We start from the raw sequence: 18086 nt of genomic DNA on the forward strand, positions 1-18086 counted from the left end.
GCCGTCGATTTCTAACGCTGGGAAGCCCTGATATGTCCCTGGAAGAACTGCATCTTAATCTGCGCAACCTAATGAGCGATGACTACGATCAGCTCAAGGCATTGATGGACGCCGTCTATCACGATATCGGCGGGTCATGGCCGAAGCACACCATCGACAAATTAATTCAGGAATTCCCCGACGGCCAAATCGCCATTGAAGACGATGGCCTTCTGGTGGGCGTAGCACTCACCGTTCAGGTGGATTACGACGAATTTTCCAACCCGCATAAGTACGATGACCTGATTGGCCATCGCGAGATCATCCTCAATGACGAGGATGGCGACGCCATGTACGGGCTGGATGTGCTGATTCACCCAGATTACCGCGGTTATCGCCTGGGCCGCCGCCTTTACGAAGCGCGTAAAGAGCTATGTCGCTCAATGAACCTACGGGCGATTTTAGCCGGTGGGCGTATTCCTGAGTATCACCAGCACGCCGATGAACTCACGCCTGCCCAATACATCGATAAAGTCTCGCGCAAAGAGATCTACGACCCGATTCTCTCTTTCCAGCAGGCCAACGATTTTCAGGTAAAGCGCCTACTGCGCAAATACCTGCCTGAAGATGAGCAGTCTCGCGGTTACGCCACCCTGTTGGAGTGGAACAACATTTTGTTTGAGCCCGCTGCCAGTGTGCTCGACAACAAACCGACCCAAGTACGGGTGGGTGCGGTGCAGTGGCAGATGCGTGAGTTTTCATCGGTGGAAGCCGCGCTTCAGCAGATCGAGTACTTCGTAGACGCGCTCTCCGACTATCAAAGTGACTTTGCCGTTTTCCCTGAGCTATTCAACGCGCCGTTGATGGGCCTCCAAGACCGCGCCGCCCAGCAGGATCAAATGGGCGCGATTCGCTTTTTGGCCGGTTTCACCGAGCGCTTTAAGTCTGAACTGTCGCGTATGGCGGTCTCTTACAATATCAATATTGTCGGCGGCTCGATGATTGAAGTGGGTGACGATGACCGGCTCTACAACATCGCCTACCTCTTCCACCGTGACGGCACCGTTGAGCGCCAGGCCAAGCTGCATATTACGCCTCAAGAGCGTCGCGACTGGGTGATCGAGGGCGGCGATGAGCTACAGGTGTTCGATACCGACGCTGGCCGCGTGGGCATACTGATCTGCTACGACGTGGAGTTTCCGGAACTTGGCCGACTGCTGGCCGACCAGGACATGGACATTCTGTTTGTGCCCTTCTGGACCGACACCAAAAACGGTTACCTGCGCGTGCGCCATTGCAGTCAAGCGCGGGCGATCGAAAATGAGTGCTACGTGGTGCTCTGCGGCAGCGTCGGCAACCTGCCTTCGATTGAAAACTTGGATATCCAGTACGCCCAATCAGCGGTGTTCTCGCCGTCTGACTTCGCGTTCCCCCACGATGCGGTACTGGCGGAAACTACTCCCAATACCGAGATGATCTTCTTCTCGGACTTGGATCTCACTCGCCTAACGGTAGTACGTGCCGAGGGTTCGGTGACCAACCTTAAAGACCGCCGCAAGGATCTGTTTGATCTACGCTGGCGCGACTGGTCGTGGAAATCGGGTGCTAATTTGGAGGATTGAATGGTGAATGGTGAATCGCGAGAAGGCTCACCAACGCAATTCATAAATACAACCACGCCGCCCAAATTGGGCAGCGTGGTTGTGTTCGCGTCAGATTCCGCTAATGTCATTGCGAACGCACCCTCACATGTCATTGCGAACGCACCCTCACATGTCATTGCGAGCGAAGCGAAGCAATCTCGGGGTTATGGCCACATCTGCCTAGATTGCTTCGTCGCAAGCTCCTCGCAATGACAGCAGCTTAATCAGGCCAGACGAGGTGCGCGGGCACTCGGCCTTTGGCATCGAACAACACCCCTTCATCGCGTAGCTTACGATGCTGGCGTTCGGCGCCGCCGTGATCGGCAAGCTTCAAAGACGATGCGATCACGCGATGCCAAGGCAACTGGTGGCCATCCGGCAGGTGGCGCATTGCCGAACCTACCATGCGTGGGGTAGCACCTTCGGTCATGGCGGCAATGCGGCCATAGGTCGTCACCCGGCCCGGCGGAATTTGATCGACAATAGTGTAAATCTGTTCGAGTAATTCCGGCCGAGCCATGTGACTATCCTTTTATTTCTTGAGGGCGCTTCTGAATGTGCTTAAAGCCCCTCAACCAGTTGATCGATCGCTTGGAAAGCTTCTTTTATTGCAGCTTCGCGCTGCTGCTCACCCAAATTCAGCCCTTCAGCATAGACCACGTCAACCTCTTTAATTCCCATCAGCCCCAGCATGGCTTTCAGGTGGGGTGTTTGGCTGTCAAATTCCGTACCCGCGTACTGACCACCCCGCGCGGCCAGAATAATCGCTCGCTTGCCTTCTACCAACCCTTGCGGGCCGTTTTCGGTATAGCGGAACGTTTCACCGGCACGCAAAACACGGTCAAACCACGCCTTCAGCTGTGAAGGAATACCCAGGTTATACATCGGTACCGCAATGACCAGCACATCATTGGCGCGTAGCTCAGCCAGCAGTTCGTCCGAGCGCGCGGCTAACGCCTGCTGCTCAGCGGTACGCTCTGCGGCCGCCACCTGCCAAGCCCCCAGTTCGCTAATATCCAGGTGAGGGAGCGAGGTTTTCACCACGTCGCGCTGAGTAACGTTTACATCGTTGCGGGTGCTCGCCTGCTCAATAAAGCGATTAGCCAACACAATGGATTGGCCGTTTTCAGCCAGAATCGAAGAGGTAATTACCAGGGCACGAGTCGTCATTGAAAGCTCCAAAATGTACAGGGAAGGATTGGAAGCTATTCTACGGCGCTTTCCAAGAAGCAAAAGCGCAACGTTTTACGACTTGTATTCGATTAAATCGAATCATGTGACGGCCAATAAAAAGCCCCGCGACGCAAAATGCGAGGCGGGGCGCAGCTAGTGGTTTAAATGGCTATAGCTCGTTTACTTAAGCTTGATTACTTCTTGGGCCAGGCCTTGGGATCGACTTTATTAACCAGCTTGGGAAAAAGGCTGGGATCAAACACAGGCTCTTTGCCCGCTTTCAACTGCGCTTCGTAGTCGCGGAAGAGTGCGAAAGCTACTGGCGAGAGAAGCAGAATAGCGACCAGGTTAATAATAGCCATCATACCCATAGAGAGGTCGGCGAAGTTCCAAATCGCCCCCAGGCTTGCCACCGAGCCAATCATAATCATCGCCAGCACCGCTAAGCGGTAAATAAACACGGCAACCGGGGCGCGGCGCCCGGCCAGATACTCAATGTTGGACTCGCCGTAGGAGTAGTTGGCAATCACCGAGGTAAACGCAAACAGCAGAATCGCCACCGCGATAAACATACCGCCCCAATCGCCCACATGGCTGGAAAGCGCCATTTGGGTCAACTGAATGCCGTTGTTCTCATCGCCCGCCATCAGCTCCGGCCCCGCCATAATGATGATCGCCGCCGTGGCTGTGCAGATCACTAGGGTATCCAGAAACACCCCGAGCATCTGAATAAAGCCCTGGGCAGCAGGATGATCTGGCCGCGTAGAGGCCGTAGCCGCAGCATTGGGCGCCGAGCCCATACCCGCTTCATTGGAAAACAGCCCGCGCTGAATGCCGTTCATAATCGCCTGGGATACCGCGTAGCCTACTGCCCCACCGGCCGCCTGCTCAAAGCCAAATGCACTGCGCACAATGGTCATGATCGCTGCGGGCAAGTCACTGATATTCAACCCGACTACCACCAGCGCCAGAATTAAGTAGAGCAGCGCCATGAGCGGAACCACCAGTTCAGCCACCTTGGCAATCGACTTCAAACCGCCGAAGATGATCGGCGCCACAACAGCCATCAAAACTAACCCCATGGCCCAGGTGGGAATGGCGAACGCCTGTTCCATGGCCTGGGCGATAGAGTTGGCCTGAACGCTGTTGAACGCTAACCCAAAGGCAATGATCAAACAGATAGAGAACAGCACAGCCAGCCAGCGCAAGCCCAAACCACGCTCAATATAACGCGCAGGGCCGCCGCGGAAGGTGTTGTCGCCGTGGTCTGTTTTGTACGCCTGAGCCAGGGTGGACTCCACAAAACTGGTCGCCATCCCAACCATTGCGGTCATCCACATCCAGAAAATGGCCCCAGGGCCACCAAAATAAATAGCCACCGCGACACCCGCCAGGTTACCGGTACCGACTCGGGCCGCCAGACTGGTTGAGAGCGCTTGAAACGAAGAGATACCGCCGTTTGATTGTCGGGAGCTGCCCAGCAGCTTAAACATATGGCCGAAATAGCGCAGCTGAATACCGCGTGTCATCACAGTAAAATAGAGACCCGCGCCAATCAGCAGATAAATCAGCACGCTGCCCCAGAGCAAGCCGTTGCCGCGATCCACCAGCGATGTCAGCAACGGAGGGAGAGTAAAGTCCATGAAGATCACGCCTTTTTAAACAATGAAAGCGCATCATTTTTCACGGCTGCACCAAAATGGCAAGGAAATTGGCGAAAAGACTTTAAAACAGCAATAACCACTTATCACATTGAATCGCAAAGCCCCCGCCATACCAGCTCGGATTCGTCGCTAACGTGGCGCCGGCTAGGGCGAACCAACCAGAAGCGCTCATCGCTGGGCACACTGAGCTCAAAAGGCGCCACCAAATCGCTACGCTGCTCCATTAAGCGTCGATGAGTTAACGCAACGCCACCGCCCTGGCTAGCAAGCGCCAGTGTCATCACCTGGTTATCGCAAGTGAGCGACCAGCACTGCGCTTCCAGGTGAGCAACCCCCGCTTCCTGCAGCCACCCCGGCCACCCCACGCCAAAACCGACAGCGTGCAGCAGCGTATGCCCAGCCAGATCGCTCGGCGCAGTAAGCGTGTCCGCTAACGCCTGCGAGCAAACGGGCAGCAGTTGCTCTTCGCCTAGCGGCTGCATTTCAACGCCCGTCCACTCCCCTTTGCCATAGCGAATCTCGATATCCGCCCCTTCGGGGCCAAAGTCATCGGGCCAGATAGCACTTACTACACGAATCGACACCTGGGGATGAGCCCGGTGGAAGGCAATTAAACGCGGCGCCAGCCACGACTGCTGAATAACCGGCGTGGCACGCAGCGTCACTGGCTGCTCAGAGGTGCTGCCAAAGACCTCCAGGGTGCCCTCACTAATACGCACAAACGCATCGTGAATGCTGGGCAGCCACGCCTGCCCAGCGGGGGTAAGCGTTAAGCTGCGTGCATGACGAACAAAGAGCTTTTGCCCCACCCGGTCTTCCAGCAGCCTGACGCGCTGGCTGATGGCCGCTTGGGTAACCCCAAGCTCATTGCCTGCAGCGGTAAAGCTTAAGGTACGCGCCGCAGATTCAAAGGCTTGTAGCCATAACAATGGCGGTAATTGGCTCATGAAAAAGAGACCTATAAATTAAATGATGTCTTAGGGGTCAGATTAATCGTTTGTCACTGCTGCGGCTACTCCGCATCCTGGTTGGCACAAACGCACACCCCTACGTAATGCCACAGAGGGAGCGAATCGGAGTTTTAATGAACAGCACAGCAGAGACCACCTTAACGCCCCCCCATGCAAACACCCCTGAGATGGGCGAATTAAGTCCTTATCAAGCGGGCCCGGTACTCACTCAAGCGACGCTTGCCCACAATGGCATTGCCCTTGAGTGGCTAGATGGTCAAAAAACCACTCTGCCCCTGCTCTGGCTGCGCGACCACTGCGCCTGCCCGGCCTGCCGGCATCCGCAGACCCGGGAAAGGCTCTACCTGCCGCTTGAACCCATCACTGAGCCACCCAGCGTTGCTCTGCTAGATGGGCACTTACACCTGCAATGGCAAGATGGTCATGTCAGTGCCTTTCATAGCGGCTGGCTTTACCAGCGCCGCCCGGAAGCCGAGCTGACTTCTGCGGTACCCAACGCTAAGCCTTGGGTCGATAACTTCACTCCCGAGCACATCAGCCATAGTGATTTTTTAACCCCTCTAGGCGAGAAAGCCTGGCTAACCGCCATGCTACGCGACGGGCTGGCACTGATTACCGACGGCCCATTGGTAGAAGAGGAAGTAAGCCGCTTAGCTGAACGTATTGGCCCCCTGCGCGCCACCAACTTTGGCGCCCGCTTTGATGTGCGCTCCAAACCCAATCCCAACAACGCGGCTTATACCGCGGTAGGGTTGCCATTGCATATCGATTTACCCAACTGGCGCCAACCGCCAGACATTCAGTTGCTCTACTGCCTGCAAAACGGTGCCAGCGGCGGCGAATCGTTATTTGCTGATGGCGCTCGGGTCGTAGAAGCTCTGCGCCAGGAGTCTCCAGAAGCGCTGACGATTCTTAGCGAAACACCGATTGATTTTCGCTTTCAGGATGAAACCCACGATATTTCAATGCGGGCACCGGTGATCACTCTGGATAGCGCAGGCAATCTGGTTGAGATGCGCCTGAATAACTGGATTCGCGATGCCCTTCACCTACCAGTAGAGCAGATGGACGCCTGGTACAGCGCCTACGCTCTATTGTGGAAGCTGTTCCACAGCGAAGCGCACCAGCTAGAGTTCACCCTTCGCCCTGGTCAAATGGTCGCTTTTGATAATCGTCGCGTACTCCACGGACGGCGCGAGTTCGACCCTAACAGCGGCGCACGCCATTTACAGGGCACCTATTTAGACCGCGATATGCTGGCTTCACGCCTCCGCGTGCTGGCCCGTAACGTTTAGCGGTATTCAATATCACTGTTTAACAACAACACCTATTAGACAAAAACCTAGCAAGGAGATCCTATGACACACCTCAAGCCTCTCGCCTCAGGCATTGCCCTCGCCACTACCGCGCTATTTGCCTCGGCGGCTCACACCGACGACCAAACCCTCGATTTCGGTGTGCCCGCCTGGCCCGGCATTACAGTAAAAACGGCTATCGCCGAACAGCTATTAAACCCACTCGGCTACGAAACCAGCACCCAGGAAATCGGCCTACAGGTGATTTACCAGGGTATCGAAAGCGGCGATATCGACGCCTTTCTAGGGGCTTGGCTGCCCGCCCAGCGTGAGATGTTCAATCCCCGCAAGGAGTCGGGTGTACTGATTGACGTGGCGAATAACGTCGATGGTGCGCAAATGACCCTGGCGGTGCCGGAATATCTGTATGAGAGTGGCATTCAGAGTTTTGCTGATTTAGACGAAAATCGCGAGCAGTTCGAGGGTGAAATCTATGGCTTCGGCGCAGGCTCTGCTGCCAGTGAGATTCTTCACAATGCCATTGACAATGACACCTGGGGGTTAGGTGACTGGCAGGTAGTCGATACCAGTGAAGTGGGCATGCTTTCCGCTGCACGTGATGCCATCTCCCGTGAGGAACCGATTGTCTGGGTAGGCTGGACGCCCCACTGGATGAACCTTGAACTGCCCATGCGCTACCTGGAAGATCCTGAAGATCTGTTCGGTGAGAACAACGGTGAAAGCGATGTGTTGACGCTGCTGCGCAGTGGCTACGCTGAAGCCACCCCTAACGTAGTGACCTTCTTTGAGCAGTTTACCTTTTCGGCTGAAGAGCAGAGCTGGATGATTCAGGCGTTTGGCCAGGAAGAGCAGGATCTTACCGACGTCGCCGAACAGTGGATCAACGACCACCCAGAACGCATTGAAGCAATGTTGGCAGACGTCACCACCACTGATGGCGATCCTGCTTGGCCGGTCATTGAAGCCCAGCTCAACAACTAAGAAACCGCTGATTAACGACTGCGCTTAATGGAAAAGCGCCTTCATCCCATTGGATGGCTAGCGTATGCTAGCGCTTTTTTAGCCGATGGGAGTGGGCATGTCGCGGACATTGGGTAAGGGCGTAGGCCTGCTGGTAGTCGTCGTGCTGCTGGGCGTCATGTGGCAGGTACTGCAGCGCTACGACCTACTCACCCAGGCGCGCCTTAGCGAGTTTATCGCTTACATTCGCCAGTGGCGTACCGCGCCCTGGATGTTTGCTGCGGTAATGGCCACTTATGCCAGCGCCTTGCTGGTGATGTTTCCACTTAGCCTACTGGTGGTGGTGACTGGCTTACTGTTTGGCCCGATATGGGGGCTGGTGTACGCCACGCTAGGCACATTGACCTCCTCGATTGTGTCTTACTGGGTAGGCCACTGGTTAGGCCGTGAGGCGCTTATGCGTTATGGCGGGCGTCATCTGCGCGGCCTATCGGGTTACTTATCCAAACGCGGCATTCGCACCATGACGGTGATTAACCTGCTGCCACTCGCCCCGTTCACGCTCACCAATATGCTGGCGGGCGCTTTTCACCTTAAGTTTCGCGACTATATGATCGGCTCCACCCTGGGCATCGTACCGGGGCTGGCAGCGGTGATTTTATTGGGCAGCCAGCTAGGCGCACTGTTCACCGCGGCCTCGACCAAAGAAATTATCTTAGCAACTGTCGGACTAGCGGCCGGCGTGGGCCTGTTAATAGGCCTTAAACGCTATGCTAACCGGCGCCAAGCGGCAAAAAAACAGCCTCACCGCGAAGGCGAGTGATATTTGGCCAGCACTTCGGCGTAAAAGCCCGCCACCGCTGAGGCAAAGTTGGCAATATCAAACTCCTCAGCAAAGTGGCTGGCCTGCTTACCCAACTCCCGGCGTCGCTCAGCGTTATCTTTTAACTCAACCACCCTTTGCCCCCAGGCCTGACGATTTTGCGGTGTTTTGAACCCATTGACCCCTTGGCGCACCACATCATCGATACCGCTTGAACGCACCGCCACAACGGGCAATCCCGCCGACATTGCTTCAAGAATCACCATGCCCTGGGTTTCTGAGGTCGAAGCAAATACAAATATATCGCCTAGATGGTAATAAAGCGCCATGCGCTCCGGCGGCACCGCACCGACCAGGGTGACCTGCGAGGTCAGTTTCAAAGTATCGATTTGGTTTTGAATCGCCTCCCGGTCTGGCCCATCACCAATCAGTAGCAGATGAAGATCATCATGCCCCTGTGACTGAAGTTCGGCGAGGGCCTCCAGCATAAAGCCAATGTTTTTCTCCTTACTAATCCGCGAGACGCTGATCAATATTTTACTTGCAGGGTCGATAGTTAATTGCTCGCGCAGCGCTTCCAACTCACTCTCCTCAACGTGAGAAAAGCGTGCCACATCAATGCCTGTGGGCTGCACCAGCGAAGGTGTTTTCACTCCAATCATGCGCAGATACTCCTCGGCGGAGTAAGTCGGCACAATCACTCCTTGGCAGCGATTAGAAAAGCGCTTAATCAGGGTATGGGAAATCAAATTACGAAACAGCGCACCGGGCAGCGGCACGAAGTGGGCATAGTGCTCCAGGCGGGTGTGATAGGTGTAGATCACTGGCACCTTGAGCCGACGCCCCATAAACAGGCCCATGGAGCCGAGCCAAAAGGGATGATGAACGTGAATAACATCCGGCTTAAACCCACGCAGGCAGCGGCGGAAACGCGCACTGAACGGATTGGTTAACCGGAACTCACCCTTCTGCCCAAATGCCATTAGCGTGGGGATGCGTTTTATTGAACTGTCGTCCTGCCACGTTTCTCGGTAGCGCGGCACTAACAGTTGGATGGTGTGGCCTAGATCGCATAAGCCATTGCGCAGGCGATCCACCGAGACCGATACCCCCGATACAAAAGGAAAGTAGTTATTAGAGATCATCGCTACGCGCAGAGATTTACCCAGGAAAGGCGTTGGGTCGATATCAAAATCAGGATAGTAGTCGCGATCTTCGAAAATTAGCCGATATAAGCGCAGTGCGAGCAGCGTCAACATACCCACAATCAGCAAAAACCGCGTATAGCTAACGTAGAAAAATGCATACACCGTGGAAGCCACACTACTCACCATCCGCCACCAGCCAGGGCTATCCACATTTAACCGCACCGGCGCAATAGCGACATTCTCACCCTCTACATTGACGATGACGTAGTGGTGAAAGCTGCTATCGGCATCGATGAGGATGCCTCCCGCGCCTCCGGTGGTCACGTAATCCACGCCATTAATCGTCTGCTGGGAAAAGAGCGTTAAGTTGGCGGAAAATACGGTGTCAACGTCATGTTCCTCTGCCAGCGCCATAATGCCATCGGCTAAGCGAGAATCATTGAGATAATTGTCCGCTTCAAACAGAGGCGCGTCGCGCACTACGTTGTGCAGCGGCAAACCAACAAATAGAAACCGATGCTGTGTTTCTGAGGCCGTAAGCTCACGCTCCAACCAATCAAGCTGCCAGGAGGTAGAGGACTTGCCGGTACCGTCAAGAAAGATAAAGTGGCTATTGCCCGCTACAAACGAGTAAAAGTGCGGCCCAAAATATTCGTAAAACAGATAGCTACCGAAATCGCTATCTTCATTTTCACCGTAGGTGAGTAAGTAAGGGACATTGAGCTGCTCCAGACTCTGATAAATCGCCTGGTAGCTCTCCTGCTGCCCACTATTGACGGCATTCCCAGCGGAAATCAGGAAATCGATGCCGCTCTGATTGATGAGCGGCACAATCTCCTTTTGAAACACGCTCACCGAGTTATTGATATTGCCCACCACCGCAAAGCGATAGTCGGTTCGCTCCTTCAACACCTCGCGAATATTCGCCACTTCAAGGGTATGCACCGACTCAAATTTGGGTTCTGCTACATACAACCAAATTTGGTGAGCAATTAGCCCAGTCACCAGAGCAAGATTAAGAAAAAAGAACAGCCGCAACCTGCGCTGTCGGGAAAGGCGAAGAAAGGAGCGTCGTGGCATTTAAAAGCGCTTTTTCAAAGATAATATGAGGTTATTAACCACTATACAGCAACGCTGAGTCGAGGTGGCGCGCCAAGCTAGCGCGCTTCACACCCGTTTAGGGTGGCCAGTAATCGACGTGGCCCAGCCTGATTGCGGTGTTCTCCCAGCCATATGCCCTGCCAGGTACCTAAAGCCAGGCGTCCATCGCGCACCGCCAGCGTTAGCTGTGTACCCAGCAGGCTGGCGGCTACATGGGCTGGCATATCATCAGGCCCTTCCAGGGTGTGGCGGAAATAGGGTAAATCTTCGGGCACCAGTCGACGCAGAAAAGCATCTAAATCGTGGCGCACATCCGGATCAGTGTTCTCATTGAGCGTTAACGAGGCAGAAGTGTGCATCAGCTGTAAATGCAGCATGCCAGCCTGGCAGTCACTTAAACAAGGCAGTGCGCGGGCCACATCATCCGTAATCAAATGAAAGCCGCGCGCCATTTCGGGCAAATGAATCTCTTGTTGGCACCACATACACACTCCTTTATTTGTTATGTAAACGAAAACACTCCATCACCGCCTTCTCCTGCTGTATGGCAAAATAGCAACAGATAGCACTAACCATAGTCGATCACCCTCGAATCATCGCCAAGGAGCGCGTTAATGAAAACCCTGCTAGGAAGCAGCATCGTTAGTATGACCCTACTCACCGGCTGCACTGGCATTCCGGATGGCACGCAGCCAGTAACAGACTTTGAGCTAGACCGCTACCTGGGCCAGTGGTTCGAAATTGCCCGCCTGGATCACTCCTTTGAACGCGGTCTTGATTGCGTGACCGCTACTTACAGCCTGCGCGATGATGGCGGTGTTCGAGTAATCAACCGTGGTTACAACCTTGAAGAGCAAGAGTGGGATGAGGCTGAAGGCCGCGCCTACTTTATTGACGATGAAAGCGTTGGGCGCTTAAAGGTAAGCTTCTTTGGCCCCTTTTACGGCGGCTATAACGTCCTTGAGCTGGATGAGGAGTACCAATGGGCGTTGGTGGCAGGCCCTAACCGCGACTACCTGTGGATACTTTCACGTACAGCGGAAATGGATAGCGCGACAGAAGGACGCCTGCGTCAGCGAGCAGCCGAGCTGGAGTTCCCTACTGAAGAGCTGATTGATGTTAACCAAGGCGAGGCTTGCCCTAGCCGATAAGCAGCTTCTGATTAGCTCCCATCAGGCAATATTGGTACCCGCCCCGCTATCTCTCGCTGAACATAGTCAATAAAAGCGCGCAGCCGGGCGGGCACATGGCGGCGTTGCTCAAACACCGCATAAAAATCTGCCCGCACCCCCTGCCAGCCTGGCAACAGCGCTACCAATGCGCCACTGGCAAGGTGCTCGTTAACGTCCCACCAGGAGCGCAGCATGACACCGTGGCCGTCCAAGGCCAGGCGGGTAATGACCTCGCCATCGTTGCTGGCTAATCGACCGCTGACCTTTATCGACTGTGTCTGCCCAGGCAGTCCTTTTGCAGACTGAGCGACTTGTTCAAAGCGCCAGAGGGGGAAATCACTGTCATTCTCGCGAATCACCAAACAAGCGTGCTGCTGTAAATCTGCCGGTACTTGCAAAGACGGTGCCTGGGCAATGTAAGCAGGCGACGCGCAGAGCACCCGCCGATTGGCCAGAATACGCCGGGCGACCAAGCGCGACTCCGGTGGCTCGCCCACGCGAATACCAATATCAAAGCCGTGATCGCTCAAATTAAGCGGAAAATTGGTTAACTCCAACCACCCTTCCACCCCGGGGTGATCGGCACAAAAGCGTGACAGCAGTGGCGCAATATGGCGGCGCCCAAAGCCAAAAGTAGCGTTTACCCGCAAACGTCCGCTAAGCGCCTGATCGACCCCCTCACCCAGTGAATTTTCCAACTCATCCAACTCATCTAAAATCAGCGCGCCACGGGCCAAGTAGCGCTCACCCTCTGCGGTCAGCGTCAACCGCCGCGTAGTGCGAGCAGCTAGCTCTACCCCCAGGCGCGCCTCCAATTGTTTTAGCCGCTTGCTTACCGCCGAGAGCGATAGCCCCAGCTCGCGAGCAGTCCCCGTCAGGCTTCCCGCCCGCACCAAGTGCTGAAAAAACGCCAAATCATCCAGGTGCGCCATATCGCTCCTCAGTCATTCTGCACTTTCACGCAATAATAACTTGAATAGTAGCCTGATTATCTCCACCAAAATAGCCGCTACACTCTATTTACTATTAACGACTACGACTCACGACTCACGACTCACGACTCACGACTCACGACTCACGACTCACAAGCATAAAAAGTAACTAACAAGGTAAGGAACCACTATGACCCACCGTATTGCCATTATCGCCGGTGACGGCATCGGCACCGAAGTCATGCCTGAAGGCATCCGCGCTCTTGAAGCGACCGCCAAGCGCTTTAATCTTGATCTTGAGTTCACCACCTTTGAGTTTGGCAGCTGCGACTACTACCTGGAACACGGCAAAATGCTGCCGGATGATTGGTTTGAGCAGTTAAAAGGCTTCGATGCGCTGTTTTATGGCGCGGTGGGCTGGCCCGAAAAAGTCCCCGACCATATTTCCCTGTGGGGCTCACTGCTGCAATTCCGGCGCCGCTTTGATCAGTACATCAACCTGCGCCCCTGCAAGCTCATGCCCGGCATTAAAAGCCCGCTAGCAGGCCGTAAACCCGGCGATATAGACTTTTACGTGGTGCGTGAGAACACTGAAGGCGAGTACTCAAGCGTTGGTGGCAAAATGTTTGAAGGCACCGACCGTGAAGTGGTCATTCAAGACACGGTCATGACCCGCACCGGCGTAGACCGCGTATTGAAATACGCCTTTGAACTGGCCCAAACTCGCCCGCGTAAAAAGCTCACCTCCGCGACCAAGTCCAACGGCATCTCAATCACTATGCCGTATTGGGATGAACGTGTGGTCGAAATGGCGAAGGGCTACCCTGAAATCGCGGTGGATAAATTTCATATCGATATTCTTACCGCCAACTTCGTTCTCCACCCGGATTGGTTTGATGTCGTCGTGGGCAGCAATCTGTTTGGCGATATTCTTTCTGATCTCGGCCCCGCCTGCACCGGCACGATAGGCATTGCCCCTTCAGCCAACATCAACCCAGAAGGCAACTTTCCGAGCTTGTTCGAGCCAGTACACGGCAGCGCGCCGGATATCGCCGGTAAGGGTATTGCCAACCCTATCGGTCAAATTTGGTCAGGCGCCATGATGCTGGAGCACCTCGGTTACAAAGAAGCCGGTGACGCAATAGTCACGGCCATTGAGGAAGTATTGAGCGAAGGGGATGCCACAGTACTTACCCGCGATGTGGGTGGAGAAGGCACCACTGCAAGCCTAGGCAAGGCGGTTGCCAACGCTATTTCGCACTGACACACATATGGCATAAAGATTGGCTGTCTGGTTGAATCCAACCGGGCAGCCAATGTATGTTTTTTAATCGCTTATGTTCTACATTTGTCCTGAGGGTGGAAGAAACATCAGTTTCACTTCGCTCATAACAACATCAACAAACAACCATCAGGACAATGCTATGAAACTTGGACGCCGTCAGTTCCTTTCGGCATCGGCCGCCCTGGCCGCTGTTGGCACATCGCCCCAGCTTTTTGCTTTGCAGAGCTCACAAGGTTCCACCCCGGAACGATACCCAATCGATGCCTGGAAAGTCGAAGATTCCCGCTTTAGTGATTACATGATTTTTAACAGTCCTCTAGAACGCCACTGGAGTGGAGGTCTGTGGACAGAGGGGCCAGCATGGAACGCCGTAGGTCGTTATGTTGTTTTCAGCGACATACCTCGTGCCAAGCAGATGCGCTGGGACGAATCCACTGGTCAAGTCAGCGTATTGAGAGACAATGTCGGCCACTCTAACGGTAATACCTTCGATCATCAGGGGCGGCTAATTGCTTGCGAGCACTATCCCTCACGCGTTTTACGCTACGAGTGGGACGGCAGCACAACGGTGCTCGCCGAGCGCTATCAGGGCAAACCGCTCAATGCCCCTAATGACGTGGTGGCACTGCCCTCGGGTGGAGTGATCTTCACCGATCCAGGCTATGGAGCTCACTTCGACTACGAGGGCAAAAAACGAGACCTGGAGCTAGAAACGGCCATCTATTACGTCGATGACAGCCTGGATGAGCCCATCATGCTGACCGACGATATTTATAAGCCAAACGGCATTGTATTAACGCCGGATGGCGAAGGGTTCTACGCCAGTGACAGTGCCCCCACCCATTTCGACGAACCCGCGCGAATTATTCGCTGGTCGCTGGGTGAAGATGGTCGCAGTGTCAGCGACCGGCAAGTTATCGTGACCAGCGAAGACACTATTTTCGACGGCATGGCCTGTGACGTGAATGGCAATATCTGGTCAAGTGCCAATGGTGGTGAAGGTATCGACGGAGTAGTGGTTTTCTCACCGGAAGGCACCTTGCTGGGCCGAGTATTGCTACCTGAAGTCTGCTCGAACGTGTGTTTTGCGGGCAAGAGCCGCAATCGACTATTTATGACGGCCAGCCAATCCGTCTACACAATTTACACGGCGGCACGCGGAGCATAGTAAAACTATAATCCCAGCCACAATATCCCAACCCCAAAAAAAGCCTCGCCGGATATATCCGGCGAGGCTTTTACTTGGCTGACTCGTATATGTCTTAGCTAGTAAACTAATTAACTGGCCAGTTTAGCAGCCGTTTTTGCGACCAACTCGCCCTGGAAACGGGCGATTTTCAGCTCACGCTCGTCAGGTTGGCGTGAGCCATCACCACCAGCAATGGTTGCGGCGCCGTAAGGCGTACCGCCGCTGACTTTGGAAATATCAAACTGCTCTTCGAGACCGTAACCAATCGGCACGATGATCATGCCGTGGTGGGCCAGCGTGGTCCAAGTAGAGGTGATGGTCATCTCATCACCGCCGCCAGTACCGGTAGAAGTGAACACGCTAGCGACTTTGCCACGCAGAGCACCGTTCGCCCACAGGCCACCGGTCTGATCCAGGAAGGTACGCATTTGACCGGCCATATTCCCAAAGCGGGTGGGCGTACCGAAAATGATCGCATCGTAATCGGCAAGCTCTTGAGGCGTCGCTTCCGGCGTGTCGTAATCCTGCTTACCGCCTGCATTCTTGAACGCCTCTTCAGGCATGGTTTCAGGAACGCGTTTCACCGCCACCTCAACACCGCTCACACCCTTTGCGCCTTCTGCCACGGCCTGAGCCAGCGTATCAATATGGCCATACATGGAATAATAAAGTACCAGTACCTTTGTCATTACTATCTCCTTCACTTATGAATAGTGCAGTTATGAGTAGTGCAGTGAGCGTCGCCTAAAGTGGGCGTCGCCTAATAAGTAGTAAACACAACATAGCGCACTCAAGCATAGAAAAAAGCGAATGTTTTCGTCCGTGGGCGTCGATTTCATCGACGAACGCCATCTTGCACTTTACGCCAACCACCACTAGCTTTTGACTTGCCTACATCAAACGTATCCAAGGAGTCTGGAATGACGATTTTTGAAGCCCTGCGCAAGGATCACGATATTCAGCGCGACCTGCTCGCCCGCTTAGTTGAAACACATGGAGACAGCGATGAGCGAGATAAACTGTATCAGCAGGTACGAGCAGAGCTGCATTATCACGCCGCTGCCGAAGAGCGGACGCTCTATATCCCAATGATGTCAATCGACCTGACTCAGGAAAAAGCCCGCCATAGCGTTGCCGAACATCATGAAATTGATGAGCTTTTAGAACTGCTTGATGAAACTGACTACAGTGCAACCCACTGGTTGACCCACGCCAAACAGCTCCAGGATTTAGTCACTCACCACCTGGATGAAGAAGAGCAAGAGGTTTTCCAGCTGGCGGGCCGTGGCCTGCAAGATAAACAAAAGACATCGCTTGCTAGCGAGTACCAGGAAGAAATGCAGCGCCAGCGTTCAGCGTAACGTGATGAACAAATTGAAAAACGCTCATGCACCCCATGGGCGTTTTTTGCTGTTAGCGATTAAATAAAGCCACTTTTCAGCTTCCGCGTGTTTCATGAAGACGCTTTTTCACGAATACGCTAGGCTTTTACACGCGAACGACCTGCGGGCTTGTGGCATACGCCCAGCGTGGTAAACCTAAGCTCGCTTTTATACTGACCACGATACTCAAAACAGTTAACTGAGGAGCGACAATGCTAGGCCAATGGCTCGACTGGTCGCTTGATGGGCAACTCCCCACCGCCAGCCAAGGCGTCTTCGCCAGCGGCACTTATCATTTGCATGCGCCTGGTATTTTGGAGCTCACCCCTAACACGGTAAGCCAAAGCGCCCACACGTGCATTTTTTCAGCGGCGATCCATGGCAATGAAACCGCACCGGTTGAACTGGTGGGTGAATGGTTAAGCGGCGTAGAAGCGGGCAGCATATCGCTCGGCGCTCCTGTGCTGGTGATTTTAGGCAACCTGCCCGCGCTTAAGGCGCAGCAGCGTTTCCTTACCACCAATTTAAACCGGCTGTTTAGCCGCGAACTAGCCGCCAAGGGCGAGGAGCCAGATCGCGCCAGGCAATTAATGGCCGCGGTGGATAGTTTTTATGCCCGCCATGCCGGGCGCCCCAAACTGCACTACGACCTACATACCGCAATTCGGGATAGCCGCTACCCCCGTTTTGTAGTGGAGCCTTTTGCCGAATCCTCCACCGATGCTGAGCAGTGGGGCTGGCTGGCGGCGGCGGGTATGCAGGCGGTGCTGCACCAACATCAGCACAGCTGGACATTCTCCCACTACAGCAAGCACTATCACGCCGCTCAGGCATTTACCTTTGAGCTAGGGCGGGTAGCGCCTTTTGGCCACAACGATATGGCATCATTACAACCGATGCGTACACTACTCACCGCGCTTAGTGAAGGACATACGCCACCCAATCAGCCCGCCACGCAAATGCAGTTTTTCCAGGTTCAACACGAATTAATGCGTCACTCGGAGGACTTTACACTCTGTTTTGCCGAGGACACAGCCAACTTCAGCCGCTTTGAGCCCGGCACTCTGCTGGCCCAAGACGGTAAGTCGGGTGAGTTTCGGGTAGGCGATACGCCCCTTCATGTGGTGTTTCCTAACGCACAAGTAGAGGTGGGCGCCCGTGCCGCGCTGTTGGTGGCGCCTATCGTTTAACCCCCCAAGCAGGATCTACTTTAGCCAAGACAATAACAATGGTGAGGCGACAACAGGACCCTCGACGTCGATACGACTATCGTCGAGTGCATAATGTTAGAAGGAAAGCGCGCATAATGCGCCCAGCCTGATAGAATCGCCCCTTTTTCGCGCCAGCC

At 54.5% G+C, this 18086-nt stretch carries 17 protein-coding genes; 9 read left to right on the forward strand and 8 right to left on the reverse strand.

Annotation, left to right across the window (positions count from 1 at the left end; all coding sequences use genetic code 11):
• Nucleotides 1-32: 32 nt before the first annotated feature.
• Nucleotides 33-1601 (forward strand): bifunctional GNAT family N-acetyltransferase/carbon-nitrogen hydrolase family protein, encoded by a 1569-nt coding sequence (locus YERSI8AC_RS15700; RefSeq protein ID WP_022522713.1) that lies wholly within the window; start codon nucleotides 33-35, stop codon nucleotides 1599-1601.
• 241 nt (nucleotides 1602-1842) lie between these two features.
• On the opposite strand, the gene YERSI8AC_RS15705 is transcribed toward YERSI8AC_RS15700, so the two are convergent.
• From YERSI8AC_RS15705 to YERSI8AC_RS15720, 4 genes are all read right to left on the reverse strand, one after another.
• Nucleotides 1843-2142, reverse strand: coding sequence for an MGMT family protein (locus tag YERSI8AC_RS15705; RefSeq protein ID WP_022522712.1), 300 nt, complete (start codon nucleotides 2140-2142; stop codon nucleotides 1843-1845).
• A gap of 41 nt (nucleotides 2143-2183) precedes the next feature.
• Nucleotides 2184-2792, reverse strand: a complete 609-nt coding sequence (locus YERSI8AC_RS15710; RefSeq protein WP_159177037.1) for an FMN-dependent NADH-azoreductase — start codon at nucleotides 2790-2792, stop codon at nucleotides 2184-2186.
• Between the two features lie 197 nt (nucleotides 2793-2989).
• Nucleotides 2990-4438: an alanine/glycine:cation symporter family protein gene (locus YERSI8AC_RS15715; RefSeq protein ID WP_022522710.1), complete on the reverse strand. Its 1449-nt coding sequence runs from the start codon at nucleotides 4436-4438 to the stop codon at nucleotides 2990-2992.
• A gap of 104 nt (nucleotides 4439-4542) precedes the next feature.
• Nucleotides 4543-5406, reverse strand: coding sequence for a LysR substrate-binding domain-containing protein (locus YERSI8AC_RS15720; protein ID WP_022522709.1), 864 nt, complete (start codon nucleotides 5404-5406; stop codon nucleotides 4543-4545).
• Between the two features lie 137 nt (nucleotides 5407-5543).
• Between YERSI8AC_RS15720 and YERSI8AC_RS15725 the strand changes: the two genes are divergently transcribed.
• The 3 genes from YERSI8AC_RS15725 (at nucleotide 5544) to YERSI8AC_RS15735 (ending at nucleotide 8529) form a co-directional block, all read left to right on the forward strand.
• Entirely contained in the window at nucleotides 5544-6725 is a 1182-nt protein-coding gene (locus YERSI8AC_RS15725; protein WP_022522708.1) for a TauD/TfdA family dioxygenase, read from the forward strand.
• Between the two features lie 63 nt (nucleotides 6726-6788).
• The gene (locus YERSI8AC_RS15730) at nucleotides 6789-7727 is read left to right on the forward strand and encodes an ABC transporter substrate-binding protein (protein ID WP_138800483.1); all 939 of its coding nucleotides are present in this window, start codon (nucleotides 6789-6791) and stop codon (nucleotides 7725-7727) included.
• A gap of 97 nt (nucleotides 7728-7824) precedes the next feature.
• Nucleotides 7825-8529: a TVP38/TMEM64 family protein gene (locus YERSI8AC_RS15735; RefSeq protein WP_201304223.1), complete on the forward strand. Its 705-nt coding sequence runs from the start codon at nucleotides 7825-7827 to the stop codon at nucleotides 8527-8529.
• Here the strand turns inward: YERSI8AC_RS15735 and YERSI8AC_RS15740 are convergent.
• Both YERSI8AC_RS15740 and YERSI8AC_RS15745 read right to left on the reverse strand, forming a co-directional pair.
• Nucleotides 8511-10757, reverse strand: a complete 2247-nt coding sequence (locus tag YERSI8AC_RS15740) for a glycosyltransferase (RefSeq protein WP_041158167.1) — start codon at nucleotides 10755-10757, stop codon at nucleotides 8511-8513. The two genes, YERSI8AC_RS15735 and YERSI8AC_RS15740, sit on opposite strands and share 19 nt — an antisense overlap.
• 77 nt (nucleotides 10758-10834) lie before the next feature.
• On the reverse strand, nucleotides 10835-11263 hold the full coding sequence (locus YERSI8AC_RS15745) for a secondary thiamine-phosphate synthase enzyme YjbQ (protein ID WP_022522705.1): 429 nt from the start codon (nucleotides 11261-11263) through the stop codon (nucleotides 10835-10837).
• A 129-nt stretch (nucleotides 11264-11392) separates the two neighbouring features.
• Between YERSI8AC_RS15745 and YERSI8AC_RS15750 the strand changes: the two genes are divergently transcribed.
• Entirely contained in the window at nucleotides 11393-11929 is a 537-nt protein-coding gene (locus YERSI8AC_RS15750; protein ID WP_159177039.1) for a lipocalin family protein, read from the forward strand.
• Nucleotides 11930-11940: 11 nt separating this feature from the next.
• Here the strand turns inward: YERSI8AC_RS15750 and YERSI8AC_RS15755 are convergent, their stop codons facing one another.
• On the reverse strand, nucleotides 11941-12882 hold the full coding sequence (locus YERSI8AC_RS15755) for a LysR family transcriptional regulator (protein ID WP_159177040.1): 942 nt from the start codon (nucleotides 12880-12882) through the stop codon (nucleotides 11941-11943).
• 190 nt (nucleotides 12883-13072) lie between these two features.
• On the opposite strand from YERSI8AC_RS15755, the gene YERSI8AC_RS15760 reads away from it, so the two are divergent.
• A complete protein-coding gene (locus YERSI8AC_RS15760) occupies nucleotides 13073-14146 on the forward strand; it encodes a tartrate dehydrogenase (RefSeq protein WP_159177041.1) in 1074 nt (357 codons plus the stop codon).
• Nucleotides 14147-14306: 160 nt separating this feature from the next.
• A complete protein-coding gene (locus YERSI8AC_RS15765) occupies nucleotides 14307-15335 on the forward strand; it encodes an SMP-30/gluconolactonase/LRE family protein (RefSeq protein ID WP_138800477.1) in 1029 nt (342 codons plus the stop codon).
• Between the two features lie 110 nt (nucleotides 15336-15445).
• Here YERSI8AC_RS15765 and wrbA read toward each other — a convergent pair whose 3' ends face one another.
• Entirely contained in the window at nucleotides 15446-16045 is a 600-nt protein-coding gene (wrbA, locus tag YERSI8AC_RS15770; protein WP_041158170.1) for an NAD(P)H:quinone oxidoreductase, read from the reverse strand.
• Between the two features lie 231 nt (nucleotides 16046-16276).
• On the opposite strand from wrbA, the gene YERSI8AC_RS15775 reads away from it, so the two are divergent.
• Both YERSI8AC_RS15775 and YERSI8AC_RS15780 read left to right on the forward strand, forming a co-directional pair.
• Nucleotides 16277-16717 carry a hemerythrin domain-containing protein gene (locus YERSI8AC_RS15775; protein WP_138800476.1) on the forward strand — a complete coding sequence of 147 codons (441 nt, stop codon included), beginning with the start codon at nucleotides 16277-16279 and terminating at the stop codon, nucleotides 16715-16717.
• Between the two features lie 233 nt (nucleotides 16718-16950).
• Nucleotides 16951-17928 carry a succinylglutamate desuccinylase gene (locus YERSI8AC_RS15780; protein ID WP_022522699.1) on the forward strand — a complete coding sequence of 326 codons (978 nt, stop codon included), beginning with the start codon at nucleotides 16951-16953 and terminating at the stop codon, nucleotides 17926-17928.
• The last annotated feature ends 158 nt before the right edge of the window (nucleotides 17929-18086 follow it).

This window comes from Halomonas sp. 113 (assembly GCF_904067645.1).
GTDB lineage: Bacteria > Pseudomonadota > Gammaproteobacteria > Pseudomonadales > Halomonadaceae > Vreelandella > Vreelandella titanicae.

What these genes read in the sequence shown, in the direction of transcription:
- YERSI8AC_RS15700 (WP_022522713.1), top strand. Translation starts at nt 33, where the DNA reads ATGTCCCTGGAAGAACTGCATCTTAATCTGCGCAACCTAATGAGCGAT.
- YERSI8AC_RS15705 (WP_022522712.1), bottom strand. Translation starts at nt 2,142, where the DNA reads ATGGCTCGGCCGGAATTACTCGAACAGATTTACACTATTGTCGATCAA.
- YERSI8AC_RS15710 (WP_159177037.1), bottom strand. Translation starts at nt 2,792, where the DNA reads ATGACGACTCGTGCCCTGGTAATTACCTCTTCGATTCTGGCTGAAAAC.
- YERSI8AC_RS15715 (WP_022522710.1), bottom strand. Translation starts at nt 4,438, where the DNA reads ATGGACTTTACTCTCCCTCCGTTGCTGACATCGCTGGTGGATCGCGGC.
- YERSI8AC_RS15720 (WP_022522709.1), bottom strand. Translation starts at nt 5,406, where the DNA reads ATGAGCCAATTACCGCCATTGTTATGGCTACAAGCCTTTGAATCTGCG.
- YERSI8AC_RS15725 (WP_022522708.1), top strand. Translation starts at nt 5,544, where the DNA reads ATGAACAGCACAGCAGAGACCACCTTAACGCCCCCCCATGCAAACACC.
- YERSI8AC_RS15730 (WP_138800483.1), top strand. Translation starts at nt 6,789, where the DNA reads ATGACACACCTCAAGCCTCTCGCCTCAGGCATTGCCCTCGCCACTACC.
- YERSI8AC_RS15735 (WP_201304223.1), top strand. Translation starts at nt 7,825, where the DNA reads ATGTCGCGGACATTGGGTAAGGGCGTAGGCCTGCTGGTAGTCGTCGTG.
- YERSI8AC_RS15740 (WP_041158167.1), bottom strand. Translation starts at nt 10,757, where the DNA reads ATGCCACGACGCTCCTTTCTTCGCCTTTCCCGACAGCGCAGGTTGCGG.
- YERSI8AC_RS15745 (WP_022522705.1), bottom strand. Translation starts at nt 11,263, where the DNA reads ATGTGGTGCCAACAAGAGATTCATTTGCCCGAAATGGCGCGCGGCTTT.
- YERSI8AC_RS15750 (WP_159177039.1), top strand. Translation starts at nt 11,393, where the DNA reads ATGAAAACCCTGCTAGGAAGCAGCATCGTTAGTATGACCCTACTCACC.
- YERSI8AC_RS15755 (WP_159177040.1), bottom strand. Translation starts at nt 12,882, where the DNA reads ATGGCGCACCTGGATGATTTGGCGTTTTTTCAGCACTTGGTGCGGGCG.
- YERSI8AC_RS15760 (WP_159177041.1), top strand. Translation starts at nt 13,073, where the DNA reads ATGACCCACCGTATTGCCATTATCGCCGGTGACGGCATCGGCACCGAA.
- YERSI8AC_RS15765 (WP_138800477.1), top strand. Translation starts at nt 14,307, where the DNA reads ATGAAACTTGGACGCCGTCAGTTCCTTTCGGCATCGGCCGCCCTGGCC.
- wrbA (WP_041158170.1), bottom strand. Translation starts at nt 16,045, where the DNA reads ATGACAAAGGTACTGGTACTTTATTATTCCATGTATGGCCATATTGAT.
- YERSI8AC_RS15775 (WP_138800476.1), top strand. Translation starts at nt 16,277, where the DNA reads ATGACGATTTTTGAAGCCCTGCGCAAGGATCACGATATTCAGCGCGAC.
- YERSI8AC_RS15780 (WP_022522699.1), top strand. Translation starts at nt 16,951, where the DNA reads ATGCTAGGCCAATGGCTCGACTGGTCGCTTGATGGGCAACTCCCCACC.